Here is a 16,872-nt window from a genome sequence, read left to right as displayed (position 1 = left end):
TGGCCCGCGGCCCCGAGGACATGATCCTGACCGGTGGCGACGACGGCCTGTTCGCGCGGATCCGCGACGGACAGCCCGAAGAGATCGCCCGCTTTCCGCGCAAATGGGTCGATCACGTCGCGGCGGGGGAATCGGGCGTGGTGGCCTGCTCGGTCGGGCGCATCGTTCATCTGCACGAACCCGCCGGGCATCGGCACGAGCTGGCGCATCCCTCGTCCATCGGCGGACTGGCCTTTGACCGCAGGGGCAGGCGGCTGGCGGTCGCGCATTACGGAGGCGTCACGGTCTGGTCCAGGGTCAAGAACCGCTGGAAGGGGACGCGCCTGATATGGGCGGGCAGTCACGGACAGGTGGTCTGGTCGCCGGACCACCGGTTCATCGTCACCTCGATGCAGGAAAACGCGCTTCATGGCTGGCGGCTGCGCGACAAAGCGGATCTGCGCATGTCGGGCTATCCGGCCAAGGTGGCCGGGCTGGCCTGGGCAGGGGATTTGCCGTGGCTGGCGACCACCGGCGCGGGGCAGGCGATCCTGTGGCCCTTTGACGGCGCGAACGGGCCAATGGGGCGTGGCCCGCTGACGCTGTGCGGAATGGACGGGCAGGCGCTGGTGACTGCGGTTTGCGCCTTGCCGGGGCAGCAGGGGATCCTGGCAGGCTTTGCCGATGGCAGCATCCAGCGCGCTGACCTGTCCGGGACCACCCCGCCCGTGCCGGTCCGAACCGGCGGGGGCAGCGCCGTGACCGTTCTGGCGACCACGACAGAGCCGAACCGGATATTCGCGGCAGATGAGGCAGGCCGCGTACTGTGGAGGCCGCTGGAAGGCTGACCACCACCCGCACGGCAGTGGCAAAAAGGAACGCGGCGCGGTTCCCGTACGGATCAAGCACCCGCAGACGAAACAGAACGAATTGCGCCACACCAAACACCGGCAGTTCCGCCGCAAGGGCACCGGTCATGTCCCGGAACTGGTGGAAATTCCTGGCCGCCTCCGCAATCGACCGCCCCGACCGTCAGACAGGCCCTTCCGGACGCCTTTATAGCTGACGAAAGCCGATTTGATCATCAAATTGGCGCAGCATCAGCGTAAAATCAAAAGAAAGTCGTCAGGCCATAATGGGCATCCTGGGCTCTGTCACGAAGGTTTGCCCCTTTTGCCGTCACTGCCCCACTGCGGTCCGCATCCGCGCGACCGCATCCTGACCCGCATCCTCGCGCAGAAGCTCGAAATAAAAAACCGAGCCGGGATTGGCGGGCTCATAACCGATGGCACCGCGATGCGCCCGCACCAGCTCCAGCGCGATGACAAGACCCAGCCCGACCCGGCCACCCTGATCGCGGTCCAGAGGATCGGGCGGCACGAAACGCCGGAACAGGGTGTTGCGCAGATGCGTCGGCACGCCGGGACCGAAATCGCGCACCGTCACGCGGAAGGTTTTGCCGCGATCCTCGACGCCGACATGAACCCCCGTGCCCTCGGGCGCGACGCGCAACGCGTTTGACAGCAGATTCCGCATGATCTGGTTCAGCCGCGCGGGATCGGCCAGAACCGGGCTGGCCCCGCCGCACCCCAGCAGGCGCAGGGGGATGTTCCTGCCACGCAGCCCGGCCCGGCATTCGTCCAGCGCGCGGGCCACGCATTCCGCAAGATCGACCCTTTCCAGCCGCAACGCCAGATTGCCGGCATCGGCCCTGGACAGGTCCAGCAGATCGTCCACCGTCCGCCGCCCCGCGACGCCTGCACCCTGCCCCGCCGAATCCAGCACCTGCTTTTCCTGCTCGGTGATCCGGGCGGAATACATCGACATCAGCAGCCCGATCGCGCCGTTCACCGGGGTCCGGGGTTCCTGCCCTGCCGAGGTCATGACATCTGCCTTCATGCGGTCGGCGCGGCGCAGTTCCTCGACATTGACCAGCGCGGCCAGCAGCGGCGCGTTGCCATCGCCCGATGCGCGCTGGCCGATCATCTGATGGCCCATATAGCCGCCATCGGCCATTTGCAGACGCAGGGTCAGGCTGAAATTCTGGTTGCCGCGCGTCCTGTCGGCGACAAGCTTGTCAAAGGCACCGACATCGTCGGGATGCACGAAGGAACGCAGCGGCAGAAAGCAGTTATCGGCGCTGCGGGCATCGGCGGAATGGCCCAGAACGGCGCGGCACAACGCATCGTTCCAGAACTCGCCGCCCATGGCCCCGCCAGAGCTTTCCCAAAGCCCGATACGCGCGACCGCATCGGCCATGTTCAGCCGGTCGGCCATTCGCCTGATAGTGATGCCGCGTTCGTCAAAACGGCGGCGCATCACCTCCAGCGCGCGGACCAGTACGGTTTCCTCGGCCGATCTGGCCAGTTGCACCAGATCTTCAAGATCGCGCCTGCCATTGGCGAAATCGCGGATATGTCCGATCAACCGGCTGATCGGGCGGGTGATATAGCGTGCCAGCGCCACTGACAGCATGATGGCGAACAGGATGACGCCCACCGCACCAAGGGTCAGCAACATGGTCTGGTTGTCCAGCGCGCTGCGCTGCCGGGCATAGCTGAGGCGCAGCAGCGGCCTGCCGTGGGCCGTGACTTCGCGTTCATAACGGATCGCACCACCCTTTTGCCCGGTGCCCGCTGTAAATGTCTGTGAGGTCGCGATCTCGGGGGGGCGGTCCTTGAAATCCATCAGCCCTATCAACGGCAGATCGTCATGAAGGGGCCAGACGGCAAACCGCTCGGTCCGCGACAGGTGATTGCCCAGCCGGGACAGGAAATCCGTCATGTCGATCTCGACCATCAGCAACGCAAGCTTGTCGCCCGCAGGCCCTGCAACCACCGTGGCAGCCGGGACGATCGCCGCGGCCCTGCCGGCGCGCTGACCGCCATCGGTCAGGATCCGCAGCCGGTTGAACGTCACCTGCCCCGAGTCGCGGCGCGCGGCGTCGATCACGAAAGCCATGTCGTAAGAGGTGTCCAGCAATGGCGCGGACATCCGGCGCACCTGACTTTCCCGGTTCGAGACAGCAAGGATCTCGTGGCCGATCGCAAAGCCGGTTGCCGGGCTGACCGAGATCAGCCGGACATTGCGCAGCCCCGGCACCGAGAACTGGGTCTTGCGGATATTGCCGACGATCCGGTCGATGAACTCTGCCGGGGAATAGTCGCCCTCGCTGTCACCGGCATCGCTCTCGCCAGCATAGATGCGGGCCAGAGCGGCGGTCAGGGTTTCGATATTGTCCACCTGCTCCTGCAGCATGCCCGCCAGCGCGTCGGTCTGATATGCCGCCTCTTGCCGTTCCAGTTGCAGAATGCGGTGATAGGTCAGCGCGCCGAACACCCCGGCCGTGGCCAGAACCACCACGGTGGACAGTGCCGCCGTCATCAGCGCCACGCGCTTGTCCAGATCCAGTCGCCGCCACGCGCGGCGCAGCGGCTGCCTGATCCTGATATGCGGAAGGTAACTCGTGGCCTGGGCCATGGCTACATGTTCCTCATCAGCCGCAACAATTCATCCGTCGCCTCTGCGGGCGACATGGTTGCGGACATGGCGAAATCGGTGGTGAACTTGCCGACGATGCGCAGGTGGTTCTGCCAGCTATCGCCGTTCAGCCAGTATCGGTTGGCGGTATTGTCCCAGCCGCGCCGCGACTGGCCCCGGCAAGTGTCATCGGCAGGTTGCTGGTGATCCAGCGCCAGAACCGAGACGCCCCCCTTGCGGGCAACATATTCCGATGCGCCGCCATGCATATAGAAATCATAGACGAAATCCTTGGAAAGGCGCTGTTTTTCGGGATTGTCCCGGTTCACGAAAACCATCCCGTCCACGCCCAGCAGGATCGCGTCGGTACCGGGCGAGACGGCACAGACCACCGGCGCGCCATCCAGCAGTTCCGGCACCACATAATCCCCCAGCGCATAGGCGGCCGCCTCGCCGGTCGACACCATGCGCGCGCCTTCGGTAAAGGCGATATCGGGCAGCGGCGTCGGGGCAAAAGAGCGCAGGCCAGCGATGATGCGAAAGGTTTCTTCGATCTGGGGGCGCAGATCCTCGGGGGGCAGTTCGTCGGTCAGATAGTGCTGGAATTCCTCGGCAGACAGCAATGAGCTAAGGATGTTCGGAAACAGGTTCTGCATCTGCCATGCCTGACTGGACATCACCAGAGGCACGATTCCGGCCTGATGCAGCGCGGGCGCGTCCTCCAGCAGCTCGGGCCAGCTTCGCGGCACCGGGCGACCGATGCGGTCAAAGGCCTGACGGTTGAAAACGATGAAATTTTCGATATGGATTCCCAGCGGCAGGTTCGACAACCCATGCCCGAGGCGGGCCGCCTCATAAATTTCGGGCACCAGAACCGAGGCGAAATCCATGCGTTCATCCTCGACCGGCAGCAGATAGCCGCTGTCGATCAGCTTGCCCAGTTCGTCGCCCACGATCCATTGCGCGGCGTCCGGCGGATCGTTCCCCATCAACGCAGCCATCAGCGCCGAGCGCAGATCATTGAAATCGCCCTCAATCGTCACATCGACAAGCTTCAGTCCCGCGCGCGCGGCGGATTTGCGGATTTCCTCGACGGCGCGCAATTCGCCGGGGGCGGACCAGAAATGCATGAAACGCAGATCTTCGGCCATCGCCACACCGCAAAGACTGGTCAGAAGACCAGAAAAACCCAATATTCCTGAACGGAAAATCATGCTCTTCTCCGATAGCGAAGGCTGCTTGTGCGCGCCTTCGAGGGGAAAATCGTCACGATCTACACATGGCAACCCCTCCAGTGACGGAGGTTGCCGATGTCACGGACAGCCGGTCACGGACCGGTCGTCAAAGGCCTGAATTGCGGAAAAACGTTACCTTGCCCAACGCCCCCTATCACAACGGATAGGGACGCCAACATGTCGGATGCCTGTCATGGCCTTTTGGTTATGCAGAACACCTGTCGCAAAATCAATGACAACCTTGTAGCCTGCGGATCCCGGCTGAGGTAATACGGCCACGGGTTTCGCGCCCCGGTGACAAGGATTGTATTGCTGACGGAAGCAAATCTGATCATAAAATTTGCGCGGCGCCTTGCCGGCAAGCCTGATGCGGCGTCACCGCCGGATGATTTGCGTCCCGCGATAGCCGGGGGAGCTGTGCGCCCCCCGGACCCCCTGCAAAAGCCTGCGGCGGCGGAAAGTCTGAACCCGGCGGGCGGTCCTGGCATCAATCGCCCTCATACTGCCGCTTTGCCTCGGCCAGAACGCCTGCATCCATCAGTTCGACGGATTTCGGTGCCCCGGCGATCAACGGAATCAGAATTCGGTCCAGCCCTGTTCGATCACCGCCTCCATCGAGACATAGCTTGAAGTCGAATGCACATGCGGCAGGGTCGAGATTTTTTCGGCCATGATGCGCCGGAAATCGGCCATGTCGCGGGACCGGACCTTGACCAGATAATCAAAGCCCCCGGCGATCATGTAACATTCCTCGACCTCGGGAATGGCGCGGATCCCGGTGTTGAACTGCTCAAGCGCCCGTTGTCGCGTGTCGGTCAGCCGGATCTCCATATAGGTTACATGGGTCAGGCCCAGTTTCAGCGGCGACAGGATCGCGCGGTATCCGGTGATCAACCCCATCTCTTCCATCTGGCGGATTCGCAGCGCAACCGGAGTCTTGGACAACCCGACCTTGCGGGCCAGTTCGCTGACCGGGATCCGGGCATTTGCAACCAGTTCGGCCAGAATCCTGCGGTTTATCGGGTCAAGGGCGTCAGTCATGGCCTGCGCTTTACGTGAAATCAGGTCGATCAGTCTATGATATTGCGCATTTTTGGGCGCATCGTCCAGAATATTTGCCCTATCACGCAGGCAACAACGGAGAATGCAATGCCTGTGACCGACCTGACTGCCTTTACCCCCGACGCCAAATTCCGCGCCGAGGATGCGCTGCTGCCCGAACTGGTCGCGCATGCCGCGCTGTCGCAGGCCGACCGCGACCGCATCACCGCCCGCGCCACCGATCTGGTCCGCCGCATCCGGTCCGGCGCGAAGCCGACGCTGATGGAGCATTTTCTGGCCGAATATGGCCTGTCCACGCGCGAGGGCGTGGCACTGATGTGTCTGGCCGAGGCGATGCTGCGCGTACCCGACCGCATGACCATCGACCGGCTGATCGAGGACAAGATCGCCCCCTCGGACTGGGGGCGGCATCTGGGCGAGGCGTCGTCGTCGCTGGTCAATGCCTCGACATGGGCGCTGATGCTGACCGGCAAGGTGCTGGACGACGACCAGCCGGGCATCGCGGGTACGCTGCGCGGTGCCATCCGGCGTCTGGGCGAACCGGTGATCCGCACCGCCGTGACCCGCGCCATGCGCGAAATGGGCCGGCAATTCGTTCTGGGCCAGACCATCGGCGACGCGCTGGAACGTGCCCGGACGCAAGAGGCGCAGGGCTATGGCTATAGCTATGACATGCTGGGCGAGGCGGCGATGACGGCCGATGATGCCGCCCGCTATGCCCGCGAATATGCCGCCGCCATCGCGGCCATTGCCGGGGCCTGCGACAAGGGCTCGGTCCGGCGCAATCCGGGCATCTCGATCAAGCTGTCGGCGCTGCATCCGCGATATGAGGTCGCGCAAGAGCACCGGGTGATGGCCGGGCTGGTGCCCGTGGTGCTGGATCTGGCGCGGCAGGCGAAGGCCGCGAATATGGGGATGAATATCGACGCCGAGGAACAGGACCGGCTGGTCCTGTCGCTGAAGGTCATTCAGGCGGTGCTGTCGGATCCCTCGCTGGCGGGATGGGACGGGTTTGGCGTCGTCGTGCAGGCCTATGGCAAGCGCGCGGGGCTGGTCATCGACTGGCTGCACGCCCTTGCAACGCGGCTGGACCGGCGAATCATGGTGCGGCTGGTCAAGGGTGCCTATTGGGATACCGAGATCAAGCGCGCCCAGGTCGAGGGCTTTCCCGGCTTTCCGCTGTTTACCAGCAAGACGGCCACCGATGTCAGCTATATCGCCCATGCGCGCAAGCTGATCGGCCATGCCGACCGCATCTATCCGCAATTCGCGACTCATAACGCCCAGACCGTTGCCGCCGTGCTGGAGATGGCGGGCGGGATCGATTTCGAATTTCAGCGGCTGCACGGGATGGGCGAACGGCTTCATGACATCGTCCTGCGCGACAGATGCGGGGCCTGCCGCATCTATGCCCCGGTCGGCGCGCATCGCGACCTGCTGGCCTATCTGGTGCGGCGGCTGCTGGAAAACGGTGCCAATTCCTCCTTTGTGCATCAGATCGTCGATGAGGCCGTCAGCCCCGCCGAGGTCGCTCGCGATCCTTTCGCGGCGCTGCCTACGGCGCAGGCACCGGCCGGTCTGGTCGCACCTGCGGCGCTGTTCGGACCGGACCGCACAAATTCGGCGGGGTTCGACCTTGCCGATGCGGCGACGGTGGCCCGGATCGGGGCGGCGCGCGATGTCGCGATCGGGGATGCCGGACCTTTGACGGTGTCCGAACCTTCCGGTGATCGGCGGGCGGTGACGAACCCCGCGACCGGCGCGGTGGTGGCCCATGTGACCATGGCCGATGCCGCCACGGCGTCACGTGCCGCCGCCGATGCGCGGGTCTGGGAAGCGCCTGCCGCCGATCGGGCCGCAATCCTGCGCCGCGCCGCCGATCTGTACGAGGCGAATTTCGGCCCGATCTTTGCCCTGCTGGCGCGGGAGGCAGGGAAAACGCTGCCCGACGCGGTGGGCGAATTGCGCGAGGCGGTGGATTTCCTGCGCTATTACGCGCGCGGGGGCGAGACAGCGACGGGCACCCCGCGCGGGATCGTGGCGGCAATCAGCCCGTGGAACTTTCCTCTGGCGATCTTTACCGGCCAGATCGCGGCCGCGTTGATGGCGGGAAATGCGGTGCTGGCCAAGCCCGCCGAACAGACCCCGCTGATCGCGGCTTTCGCGGTGCGGCTGCTGCATCAGGCGGGCGTGCCGCTGCATGCGCTGCAATTTCTGCCCGGCGACGGCGCGGTGGTCGGCGCGGCGATCACGGCAGATCCGCACGTGTCAGCGGTGGTCTTTACCGGCTCGACCTGGACAGCGCGTGTCATTGCCCGGACCATGGCCGACAATCTGGCCCCCGGCACGCCCCTGATCGCGGAAACCGGCGGGCTGAACGCGATGATCGTCGATTCCACCGCCCTGCCCGAACAGGCGGTGCGTGACATCGTCGCTTCGGCCTTCCGCTCGGCCGGGCAACGCTGTTCGGCGCTGCGCTGTCTGTATGTGCAAGAGGACATCGCCCCGCATCTGATCGCCATGATCAGGGGCGCGATGGATCAGCAGAGCATCGGCGACCCCTGGCATCTGTCCACCGATATCGGCCCGGTGATCGACGCCCGAGCACGGGACAGCATCGCCGCCTATCTGGAGGCGCAGTCAGGCGCGGTGCTGCACCGGTTGCCTGTTCCCGAAGGCGGGCATTTCGTTCCGCCGACGCTGCTGCGGGTCAACGGCATCGGCGATCTTGAGCGCGAAATCTTTGGCCCGGTCCTGCATGTCGCGACCTTTCGCGCCGCCGATCTGGACCGGGTGATCGCCGATATCAACGCGCGGGGCTTTGGCCTGACCTTCGGTCTGCACACCCGCATCGACAGCCGCGTACAAGAGATCTCGGACGCGATCCATGCCGGGAATATCTATGTCAACCGCAACCAGATCGGCGCGGTCGTCGGCAGCCAGCCCTTTGGCGGCGAGGGCTTGTCGGGCACTGGCCCGAAAGCTGGCGGCCCCTGCTATCTGCCGCGCTTCTTCGCCCCCGCCCGGCCCGGCGCGGCGGGGGCGGGGGCGGGCGACTGGACAGGGCCGGTCGATCCGGCCCGCCTGCGCGCTGCGCTGACCGTGCCGGCCGGGGCCGCGCTGTCCGAACGGCTGATGCCCGGCCCCACGGGCGAGATGAACCGCCTGACCGCCCATGCCCGTCCGCCGGTCCTGTGTCTGGGCCCCGGCGCGGATGCGGCGCAGGCGCAGGTTGCCGCCGTCCGGTCTCTGGGTGGGCAGGCGGTCACGGCAGGGGGCGATCTGCCGCCCGAGGCGTTGACGGATCTGCCGGGAATATCGGCGGCGCTGTGGTGGGGCGACGCCGATCGGGGCCGCGCCTTCGCCCACGCGCTGGCCGCGCGGAAGAGCGAGATCGTACCGCTGATCTGCGACCTGCCCGATCTGGCCCATGTCGCGCATGAGCGGCACCTGTGCGTGGACACCACCGCCGCGGGCGGCAACGCCGCGCTGCTGGCGGGGGGCTGAGACCCGCAGCCCCGGCGGGCGCTGGCCATAGCGGAAAGCAAGCGCCGGACCGGGCAGGCGATGCGCGGGCGGAAAGGGGGGTGCGGGTCGGGCAAAGCCCGACCCGTCGCTGCCGCCCGGCCGGACGCGCGCTTCGCGCGCGGGCTGTCTGTATAGCTGACGAAAGCCAATTTGATCATCAAATTGGCGCAGCATCAGCTATACCTTGCAAACCTTGATGGCCCGCCACAGCCGCCTGATGCCAAAGCGGTCAGCCTTCATGACCGACCTCCAGCCGGCCCGGACCGGCGATGGCGTGGCCGATCACGGCAGCGTCGGCAAAGCCGTGATCGGCAAAGACGCGCAGCACCTGATCGGCAGAGCTTTCCGCACAGGCCACCAGCAGGCCCCCGCTGGTCTGCGGATCCGACATCAGCGCGCGGTCCAGTTCCGACAGCCCCCCGGCCAGCGTCACATCCTGACCATAGCTGGCCCAGTTCCGCCCCGAGGCACCGGTCACAAAGCCGCGCCCGGCCAGATCGCGCACGCCGTCAAGCAGCGGCACCGCCGACCAGTCCAGCCGCAGCGTCAGACCGGAACCCCGCGCCATCTCCAGCGCGTGCCCGGCCAGCCCGAACCCGGTCACATCGGTCATCGCATGCACATCGGGCAGCCAGGCCAGATCGGGGCCGGGCGTGTTCAGCCGCGTCGTCACCTCTATCATCCGGGCATAGCCTTCGGCGTCCAGCGCCCCTTTCTTCAACGCCGCCGACAGCACCCCGACGCCCAGAGGCTTGCCAAGGACCAGCACATCGCCCGGTTGCGCACCGGTATTGCGCTTGACATGCGCCGGATCGACCAGCCCCAGCGCGACAAGGCCATAGATCGCCTCGACGGAATCGATGGTATGGCCGCCGCCGATGGGAATGCCGGCCTCGCGGCAGGCCATCGCCCCTCCCTCAAGGATGCGGGCGATGGTTTCGGGCGACAGCGTGTTGATCGGCATACCCACCAGCGACAGGGCCATGATCGGCGTGCCACCCATCGCATAGACATCGCTGATCGCATTGGTCGCCGCGATCCGCCCGAAATCCAGCGGATCATCGACGATCGGCATGAAGAAATCCGTCGTCGCGACCAGCGCCTGATGATCGTTCAGCCGATAGACGGCCGCGTCGTCCGATGTCTCGATTCCGACCAGCAACGCCTCGGGTACGGGCAGCATGGAGGTGCCGCGCAACAGGCCGGTCAGCACGCCGGGCGCGATCTTGCACCCGCATCCGCCGCCATGCGACAGCGAGGTCAGCCGGGGTTCCCCTGCGTTCGGATCGTCCATGAGTTTTCTCCTGCCATCGCCACGCGAAAGCTGCGCCGCCTGCGCGCAGTTATTCCACGGCGCGGGCAGGAACGAAAGAGGGGCCGGGCCATCAAGGGGACGGACAGATTCTGAACCGGCATTCCTCAAATATAACGGTTTTGAAACCGCTGTTCGTAAGCGCGCATAAGGTGCCGCGCCGGCCCTGATGTATCACCGGATCAGACCCGCCCCAAAGCCGCGCGACCCACACGCCGCCGAACAGGAGGAAGGATGACACATTACCGACTGACCCTGACTTGCCCCGACCAGCCCGGAATAGTCGCGCAGGTTGCCGCAGTTCTGGCTGCACATGGTGCCAACATCACCGAGGCGCAGCAATTCGACGATCCCGAAACGGGGCTGTTCTTCATGCGCGTCGCCTTCACCTCGGACAGGTCGCAACCGGATCTTGCCGGGGGCTTTGCGCCGGTCGGCGACCAGTTTCGCATGGACTGGCAATTGCGCCGCGCCGATCACCACAAGAAGGTGCTGATCCTCGTGTCAAAATTCGATCATTGCATGGGGGATCTGCTGTACCGGGTGCGCGTGGGCGAGCTGAAGATGGAGCCGGTCGGCATCGTCTCGAACCACCCGCGCGAGGCACTGTTTCTCAGCACCGATAACGGCATCCCCTATCACCATCTGCCGGTCACAAGGGACAGCAAGCCCGCGCAAGAGGCGCGGATCAGGCAAATTATCGCGGAAACCGGCGCGGAACTGATCGTTCTGGCCCGCTATATGCAGATCCTGTCTGACGATTTCTCGCAATATCTGTCCGGTCGCTGTATCAATATTCACCACTCGTTCCTGCCCGGCTTCAAGGGTGCAAAACCCTATCATCAGGCCCATGCGCGCGGCGTCAAGATGATCGGCGCAACGGCGCATTTCGTCACCGGCGATCTGGATGAGGGTCCGATCATCGCGCAGGACGTCGAATCCGTCAGCCATTCGGACACGCCCGAAACGCTGGTGCGCAAAGGCCGTGACATCGAACGCCGGGTCATCGCCAGGGCCGTAGGCTGGTATCTCGAAGATCGTGTTTTCATGAACAATAACAAGACGGTGGTTTTTCAGGACTGACCACCCGCCCCATGACCCGCAAGGAAGGAGAGCTTTACATGTCCAATCTTGAACAGCGCCTCAAGGGCTATGCCAGCCCCGCGCAAATGCTTCAGAACTCGCAGACCGGGGCCTATGCATTCCCGATCCCCGCGCAATACACCAACTGGATGGAAGAGGTCCGGGCATGGCGTCACGGCGCGGTGCTGCTGAACCAGTCCTATCACATGACCGACCTGTATATGCGCGGCCCCGACGTGGTGAAATTCCTGTCCCATGTCGGCGTGAACAGCTTTGCGAATTTCGGGCGCAACAAGGCCAAGCAACTGATCTGCGTCAATCCCGATGGCTATGTGATTGGCGACGGCATCATCTTTGGCCTTGAGGATGACGAAATCCTCTATGTCGGGCGCCCTCCCCTTGCCTATTGGCTGGCCTATCAGGCCGAGATCGGGGATTTCGACGTCACCACCGATTTTGACATCCGCTCGCTGGAAAACACCGGCACGCCGCGCAAGCTGTACCGTTTCGAGGTGCAGGGGCCAAATGCACTGACGATCCTGAACGAGGCGAACGAAGGCGGCCCGCTGATCACCAAATTCTTCAACATGGGCGAAATCACCATCGCCGGATGCAAGGCCCGCACGCTAAGTCACGGCATGGGCGGCGCGCAGGGGCTGGAACTGTGGGGGCCGTATGAACAGGGCCAGCAGGTCCATGACCGTCTGCGCGAGATCGGCGAACAGCACGGCATGCTGCGCGCCGGTGCCCGCGCCTATTCCTGCGCCGCGATGGAATCGGGCTGGATCCCTTCGCCCCTGCCCGCCATCTATACCGGCGCGGCGATGAAGGGCTTTCGCGAATGGCTTCCCGCCGACAATTTCCTTTCGACCTGCTCGGTCGGAGGCAGTTTTCAGCCCGGGAATGTCGAAGAATATTACCTGACCCCGTGGGATCTGGATTATGGCCGGGTGGTGAAATTCGACCATGATTTCATCGGCCGCGCCGCGCTTGAAAAGATGGCCCGACAGCAGCACCGCACCAAGGTCACGCTGGTCTGGGACAAGCAGGATGTGCTGCAAATCTTTGCGGGTCTCATGGGTGATTTCCCCGGCCCCAAACTGATGGAGATGCCCGCCGGCCATTACGCCGCACATCCCTATGATCAGGTATTGCTGAATGGCGATATGGTGGGGCTTTCGACCTATCCGGTCTATTCCGCAAATGAACGCGCCTGGATTTCGCTGGCCATGATCCGGCCCGATCTGGCCGCCCAGGGCACGCGGCTGGATATTCTGTGGGGCGAAAAGGACGGCGGCACGCAGAAACCGCATGTCGAACGCCATGTTCAGATGACCATCGGCGCCGAAGTGAACCCCTGGCCGATCCACGAGGCGTCGCGCAGCGGTTATCGCGCACAGACCTGACCGCGCCGAAAAAAAAGACCGCATCCCTGCGGTCTTTTTCAATCTCATGCGATCCGCTGTCAGGCGGCCTTGCGGCGACGCGCGCGGCCCAGCAGGAACAGCCCGCCAAGCAGCAGCGGAGCCGAGGCCGGCAGCGGAATGACCGATGCTGGCGTATAGTCATAGACGACCGTCAGATCAGCCTTCGCGGCGGTCTCGAACTGCGTCACCATGTTGCCGCTGCCCCGCGAGAACGAAAAGCCGCTGGCGACAATATCCATGCCGACCAGCCCGGCACCGACAAATTCGGCCATGTCGCCGCCGGTCAGGGTGGCGACATCGGTTTCGCTGGCGTTTTCCAGTCCGGTATTGACGCCGCTGGTTCCCAACCAGTCAAGCGTACCATCATAGGCGGAAAGCGTGTGGGTGGTCGCCACGACAGGCAGGGTCTGCGCGATGATACCCAGAACAGTCGTTGCCGCCGTGATCTCTGCTTCCAGATTCAGCGTGACGTCCACTGTCTTGCTTCCGATATTTTCCGATCTGGCGCTGCCTTCGACATAGCCCACCAGTGTTACCATCACGCTGTTCAGCGTGCCGAGGGCGGTGTCGAATTGCGGGACCGACAGGGTATAGGCCCAGCCGGTCTGCTCCATCGCAACATTGTCCGTGTGCGTTACAGTTGCGGCACTGGCAGTCTGGGCAAGGCAAGTAATTGCCCCGGCTACCGCGCCGATTACGAATTTCTTCATAAAATCCTCACTTTTTTATAGGCGCCGAGTTGATTCGTACGCATTGCAGGCGATACCGTATCGTATACCGATAAAAGGCGGCATCGAACAGGTTAAGAGAGAAAAAATTGACTATTTAAACACTCTTAGGGTGTTTATACAGCCTGAAAAGGCGGCTTCCCCGTCATCAAACTATGATTTTTCAGATGGTTAGTCAAGAATTATCCAATATGTATCCTTTACAGACAAATAGAGCATAACCATACAATCCGGTTCGATTTATGGGATATTTCAATTTTTTCTCTAACGTTCTGGAAGCAATGAATGAATCCGCACAACTTATGAATGTAACATTCATAAGAGCAAACAAAATAGGACTTTTCGCCTTTTGTTTATGCAAATGAACGTCAAAGAAAATAAAGGCGAACGGCCTTGGAAATTCGAAACCTGCCGCCTTGGGGAACCGCGTGGGGCCGGTCAGCCGACCTCGTGCTCCAGTCCGCGAAAGATGCCGGGCGACATGTCTTCCCAGAAGGCGGCGATACGCTTCAGGTTCAGCGGCGACATCCAGCCATGCTTGTCGAAATCCTCGCGTGCCCTTGCATCGGAAAGTTGGCTCAGGAACAGGCGTTTGTCGGCGTCGCGCTGTGTGGGGGTGCGGGCCTTCACGGCGTCCTGAATGCGGCGCAGCCGCTCGGCCCGCGCCGAGGGCGGCGGGGGTGCGGGTTCTTCTGCCGCCGTACCGAAATCGCCATCCAGCGCCGCGCTCAGATAGCCGATCTTGCTTTTGACGTTCTTGCGCGATTCAACATAGTCCAGCTTGGCCGCTACCTGATCTTCGCCATGCGCGCCCAGCCACTGCCGGGCCAGCCGGTCGCTGACACCCAGATCGCGCAGCCGGGAATAGACCGGTCCGTGGCGCATGCCCTCGCCATCGTCGATGTCCAGGATCGCCAGTTGCGGGTTATCCTTGATCAGGAACCTTATTTCCGTCACCACCCTGCCCTGCTTGCGGGTTTCGGGGGTCAGGATGATATTGCTGGTCTTGTTGACCTCGGTCACGGCGGGCTTGATGATCTTGGCGTTCAGATGCTTGAACGTCTCGTAATAGGCGGAACCCTCTACCCCCATCAGTCGCCGGAACAGGTCCAGCGGCCACCAGCCCGTTGATCCGGTGCGCACGAAACGGTAGCAATTTTCATACAGCGCCAGCGCGTGTCCCGATGTGAACCTGCGCTGGATGTTCAGATTGATCAGCGCAAAGACCTTTGGGTCGTGCAATTTTTCCGCCAGGGCCGGGGAATAGGCGTATTCGCAGACCCCGCCCTTCAGCTTGGCATAGCTCAGCAGGCTGGACACGCCCCATTCCTGCTGGCCCTTTTCGTCCAGCATGTCCCATTCCGCGACGGTTTCGGCCAGGCCCCGCAGCGATTGTTTCAACGTCTCCATGTCGTTCGAGTTATAGCCGATCATCAGGCACAGCGTTCGGGCGTCAATCTGGTGCCGGGTCCGGCTGGTCAGCGTATCATAGGCGTTCAGCAGCAGCACGTTGGACAGCTTGCGCTGCAACAGGGTCAGCTTGCCCGAAACGTGGATCGCGGCCACGTGTTTCTTGACGGCACCCCGGCGCAGGGCACCGGAAAGCTGGTCGCGGGGAATATCGTCCATGATTCTGCTCGTAACTCTTTTGCCGTCATTATGCCTTAAAAGGTACCTTCGAACAACAGGCTGTGAGGCACTTCAAAGCCGATTCCATGCGTCCTGCATCCGGGTACCTTGGAATCCGCAAGGCAAAAAAGGAACCCGTTTACAGGATCAGAAACAGGCTTCGCGACGCGCCAGACCGGAAAAACCCCGCGTTTTCGGCTCATACCGCAAAGGAATACCCCTTAACCCGCGAATCGGTTCCCTTGCCCCTGCATCCGGGCACCCATCATCCCGAATCCGGGTACCCATGATCCTGTAGCCGGGTTCCTTATTCGCTTTATCTATTTGATAGTATTGAGTAATAATGGCGTAAAGACTCTAAAGATCCTAAACTCACTACAAGCTTTCTGCCGTTGTTTTTCTGCTATTTTTGACGGTTTCGCGGCGAAACCTGCTTAAGTGATTCCCTTTCGCCTGATCATGTGCGATAGAATTGCCCAAACGCATAATGAAGCAGTACATCGCAAAGGTAGCGAGATGTCAGGCAAGGAACCCCTTCCCCCCTATTTCAACATCGATCCGGCCAAGGCAGCGCGGCGCCTGTCCGATCCCATCGGCACGGCCCGATTCGCGAAAGCCGCGGCCTTCGCGGCGCGCGGTCGACAGGATCTGGCCGAGCGAGGCTATGCCCCTGACGGACGCAAGCGACTGCGCCGTTTTTCCACATGGGAGGTCTGCCGCTATCTGATCCCGGTCGCTCCGGCGCATTTCCGCCGCGTGCTGCGGAAATTCCCCGACCTGCCGCAGGGCACGGGCGAGGGCAATTCCAAATGGTTCACCCTGGAAGAGGTGCTGCGCCTGCGCGATCATTTTGTGGCCGAGGGTGCCGCAGATCGCGAATACCGCCCGTGGCGCCCCGAGGGCCTGCCCGCCAAGACCATTGCGGTCGCCAATTTCAAGGGCGGCGTCGGCAAGACCTCGACCGCCGCGCATCTGGCCATGTCGGCGGCGCTGGACGGCTACAAGGTGCTGGTGGTCGATCTGGACAGTCAGGGCAGCATGACCTCGATCATGGGCGGCAAGGTTCCGGACGAGTGGTCCACCGCCTTCCCGCTGCTGGCCCGCGACTATGCGCTGGCCGTGCAAGATGAAAACAAGGTGCGCGATGCGGCCGGGCAACCTCCGCTGCCGTTCGATGAAACCCTGACCGAAGCGCTGAAGCTGACAGCCCGCGATCTGATCCAGCCGACACATTGGCCGAATATCGACCTTCTGGGTGCGCAGCTTAACCTTTAGTGGGCCGAGTTTCAGGTTCCGGTCTGGCGCATGGGTCTGCGTAGCTGGCCGCTGTGGGATGCGCTTGCGAACAGTCTGGAAAGCGTGCGTTTTTTCAATGTATACGTTTTGATTATCCTCGTTTCTACCCCTGC

Annotated in this window: 10 protein-coding genes and 1 pseudogene; 5 read left to right on the top strand and 6 right to left on the bottom strand. The window is 63.1% G+C overall.

Annotated features, from left to right (window positions below; translation table 11 throughout):
- Window positions 1-827 (top strand): WD40 repeat domain-containing protein (locus ACK5L9_RS10560; RefSeq protein ID WP_416911423.1); only part of this gene is annotated, 827 nt, incomplete at its 5' end.
- Between the two features lie 331 nt (window positions 828-1,158).
- On the opposite strand, the gene ACK5L9_RS10555 is transcribed toward ACK5L9_RS10560, so the two are convergent.
- The 3 genes from ACK5L9_RS10555 to ACK5L9_RS10545 form a co-directional block, all read right to left on the bottom strand.
- The gene (locus ACK5L9_RS10555) at window positions 1,159-3,459 is read right to left on the bottom strand and encodes an ATP-binding protein (RefSeq protein ID WP_416911422.1); all 2,301 of its coding nucleotides are present in this window, start codon (window positions 3,457-3,459) and stop codon (window positions 1,159-1,161) included.
- Window positions 3,460-3,461: 2 nt separating this feature from the next.
- Window positions 3,462-4,610 carry an ABC transporter substrate-binding protein gene (locus ACK5L9_RS10550; protein WP_416911421.1) on the bottom strand — a complete coding sequence of 383 codons (1,149 nt, stop codon included), beginning with the start codon at window positions 4,608-4,610 and terminating at the stop codon, window positions 3,462-3,464.
- A gap of 660 nt (window positions 4,611-5,270) precedes the next feature.
- Window positions 5,271-5,735: an Lrp/AsnC family transcriptional regulator gene (locus ACK5L9_RS10545; RefSeq protein WP_416911420.1), complete on the bottom strand. Its 465-nt coding sequence runs from the start codon at window positions 5,733-5,735 to the stop codon at window positions 5,271-5,273.
- 108 nt (window positions 5,736-5,843) lie between these two features.
- Between ACK5L9_RS10545 and putA the strand changes: the two genes are divergently transcribed.
- Window positions 5,844-9,263: a bifunctional proline dehydrogenase/L-glutamate gamma-semialdehyde dehydrogenase PutA gene (gene putA, locus ACK5L9_RS10540; protein WP_416911419.1), complete on the top strand. Its 3,420-nt coding sequence runs from the start codon at window positions 5,844-5,846 to the stop codon at window positions 9,261-9,263.
- Between the two features lie 250 nt (window positions 9,264-9,513).
- Here the strand turns inward: putA and selD are convergent, their stop codons facing one another.
- Window positions 9,514-10,578, bottom strand: coding sequence for a selenide, water dikinase SelD (selD, locus tag ACK5L9_RS10535; protein ID WP_416911418.1), 1,065 nt, complete (start codon window positions 10,576-10,578; stop codon window positions 9,514-9,516).
- Between the two features lie 252 nt (window positions 10,579-10,830).
- Here selD and purU point away from each other — a divergent pair, with 252 nt between their 5' ends.
- Both purU and ACK5L9_RS10525 read left to right on the top strand, forming a co-directional pair.
- Window positions 10,831-11,679 (top strand): formyltetrahydrofolate deformylase, encoded by an 849-nt coding sequence (gene purU / locus ACK5L9_RS10530; protein ID WP_416911417.1) that lies wholly within the window; start codon window positions 10,831-10,833, stop codon window positions 11,677-11,679.
- 38 nt (window positions 11,680-11,717) lie between these two features.
- Window positions 11,718-13,085, top strand: a complete 1,368-nt coding sequence (locus tag ACK5L9_RS10525; RefSeq protein WP_416911416.1) for an aminomethyl transferase family protein — start codon at window positions 11,718-11,720, stop codon at window positions 13,083-13,085.
- Between the two features lie 59 nt (window positions 13,086-13,144).
- Here the strand turns inward: ACK5L9_RS10525 and ACK5L9_RS10520 are convergent, their stop codons facing one another.
- Window positions 13,145-13,816 (bottom strand): choice-of-anchor E domain-containing protein, encoded by a 672-nt coding sequence (locus ACK5L9_RS10520; RefSeq protein WP_416911415.1) that lies wholly within the window; start codon window positions 13,814-13,816, stop codon window positions 13,145-13,147.
- 456 nt (window positions 13,817-14,272) lie between these two features.
- Window positions 14,273-15,463 (bottom strand): replication initiation protein, encoded by a 1,191-nt coding sequence (locus ACK5L9_RS10515; protein ID WP_416911414.1) that lies wholly within the window; start codon window positions 15,461-15,463, stop codon window positions 14,273-14,275.
- Between the two features lie 516 nt (window positions 15,464-15,979).
- Between ACK5L9_RS10515 and ACK5L9_RS10510 the strand changes: the two are divergent.
- Window positions 15,980-16,872: pseudogene (locus tag ACK5L9_RS10510) on the top strand (AAA family ATPase); the annotation flags it as partial.

This window comes from Paracoccus sp. (in: a-proteobacteria) (assembly GCF_047973135.1).
Lineage (GTDB): Bacteria > Pseudomonadota > Alphaproteobacteria > Rhodobacterales > Rhodobacteraceae > Paracoccus.
Note: the sequence above shows the minus strand (reverse complement) of the source record. Positions and strands in the feature narration are given on the sequence as shown.

Bases quoted from the DNA above. Each gene is read 5' to 3' on its own strand.
- selD (WP_416911418.1), bottom strand. From the start codon at position 10,578: ATGGACGATCCGAACGCAGGGGAACCCCGGCTGACCTCGCTGTCGCAT.
- ACK5L9_RS10545 (WP_416911420.1), bottom strand. From the start codon at position 5,735: ATGACTGACGCCCTTGACCCGATAAACCGCAGGATTCTGGCCGAACTG.
- purU (WP_416911417.1), top strand. From the start codon at position 10,831: ATGACACATTACCGACTGACCCTGACTTGCCCCGACCAGCCCGGAATA.
- ACK5L9_RS10555 (WP_416911422.1), bottom strand. From the start codon at position 3,459: ATGGCCCAGGCCACGAGTTACCTTCCGCATATCAGGATCAGGCAGCCG.
- putA (WP_416911419.1), top strand. From the start codon at position 5,844: ATGCCTGTGACCGACCTGACTGCCTTTACCCCCGACGCCAAATTCCGC.
- ACK5L9_RS10550 (WP_416911421.1), bottom strand. From the start codon at position 4,610: ATGGCCGAAGATCTGCGTTTCATGCATTTCTGGTCCGCCCCCGGCGAA.
- ACK5L9_RS10515 (WP_416911414.1), bottom strand. From the start codon at position 15,463: ATGGACGATATTCCCCGCGACCAGCTTTCCGGTGCCCTGCGCCGGGGT.
- ACK5L9_RS10520 (WP_416911415.1), bottom strand. From the start codon at position 13,816: ATGAAGAAATTCGTAATCGGCGCGGTAGCCGGGGCAATTACTTGCCTT.
- ACK5L9_RS10525 (WP_416911416.1), top strand. From the start codon at position 11,718: ATGTCCAATCTTGAACAGCGCCTCAAGGGCTATGCCAGCCCCGCGCAA.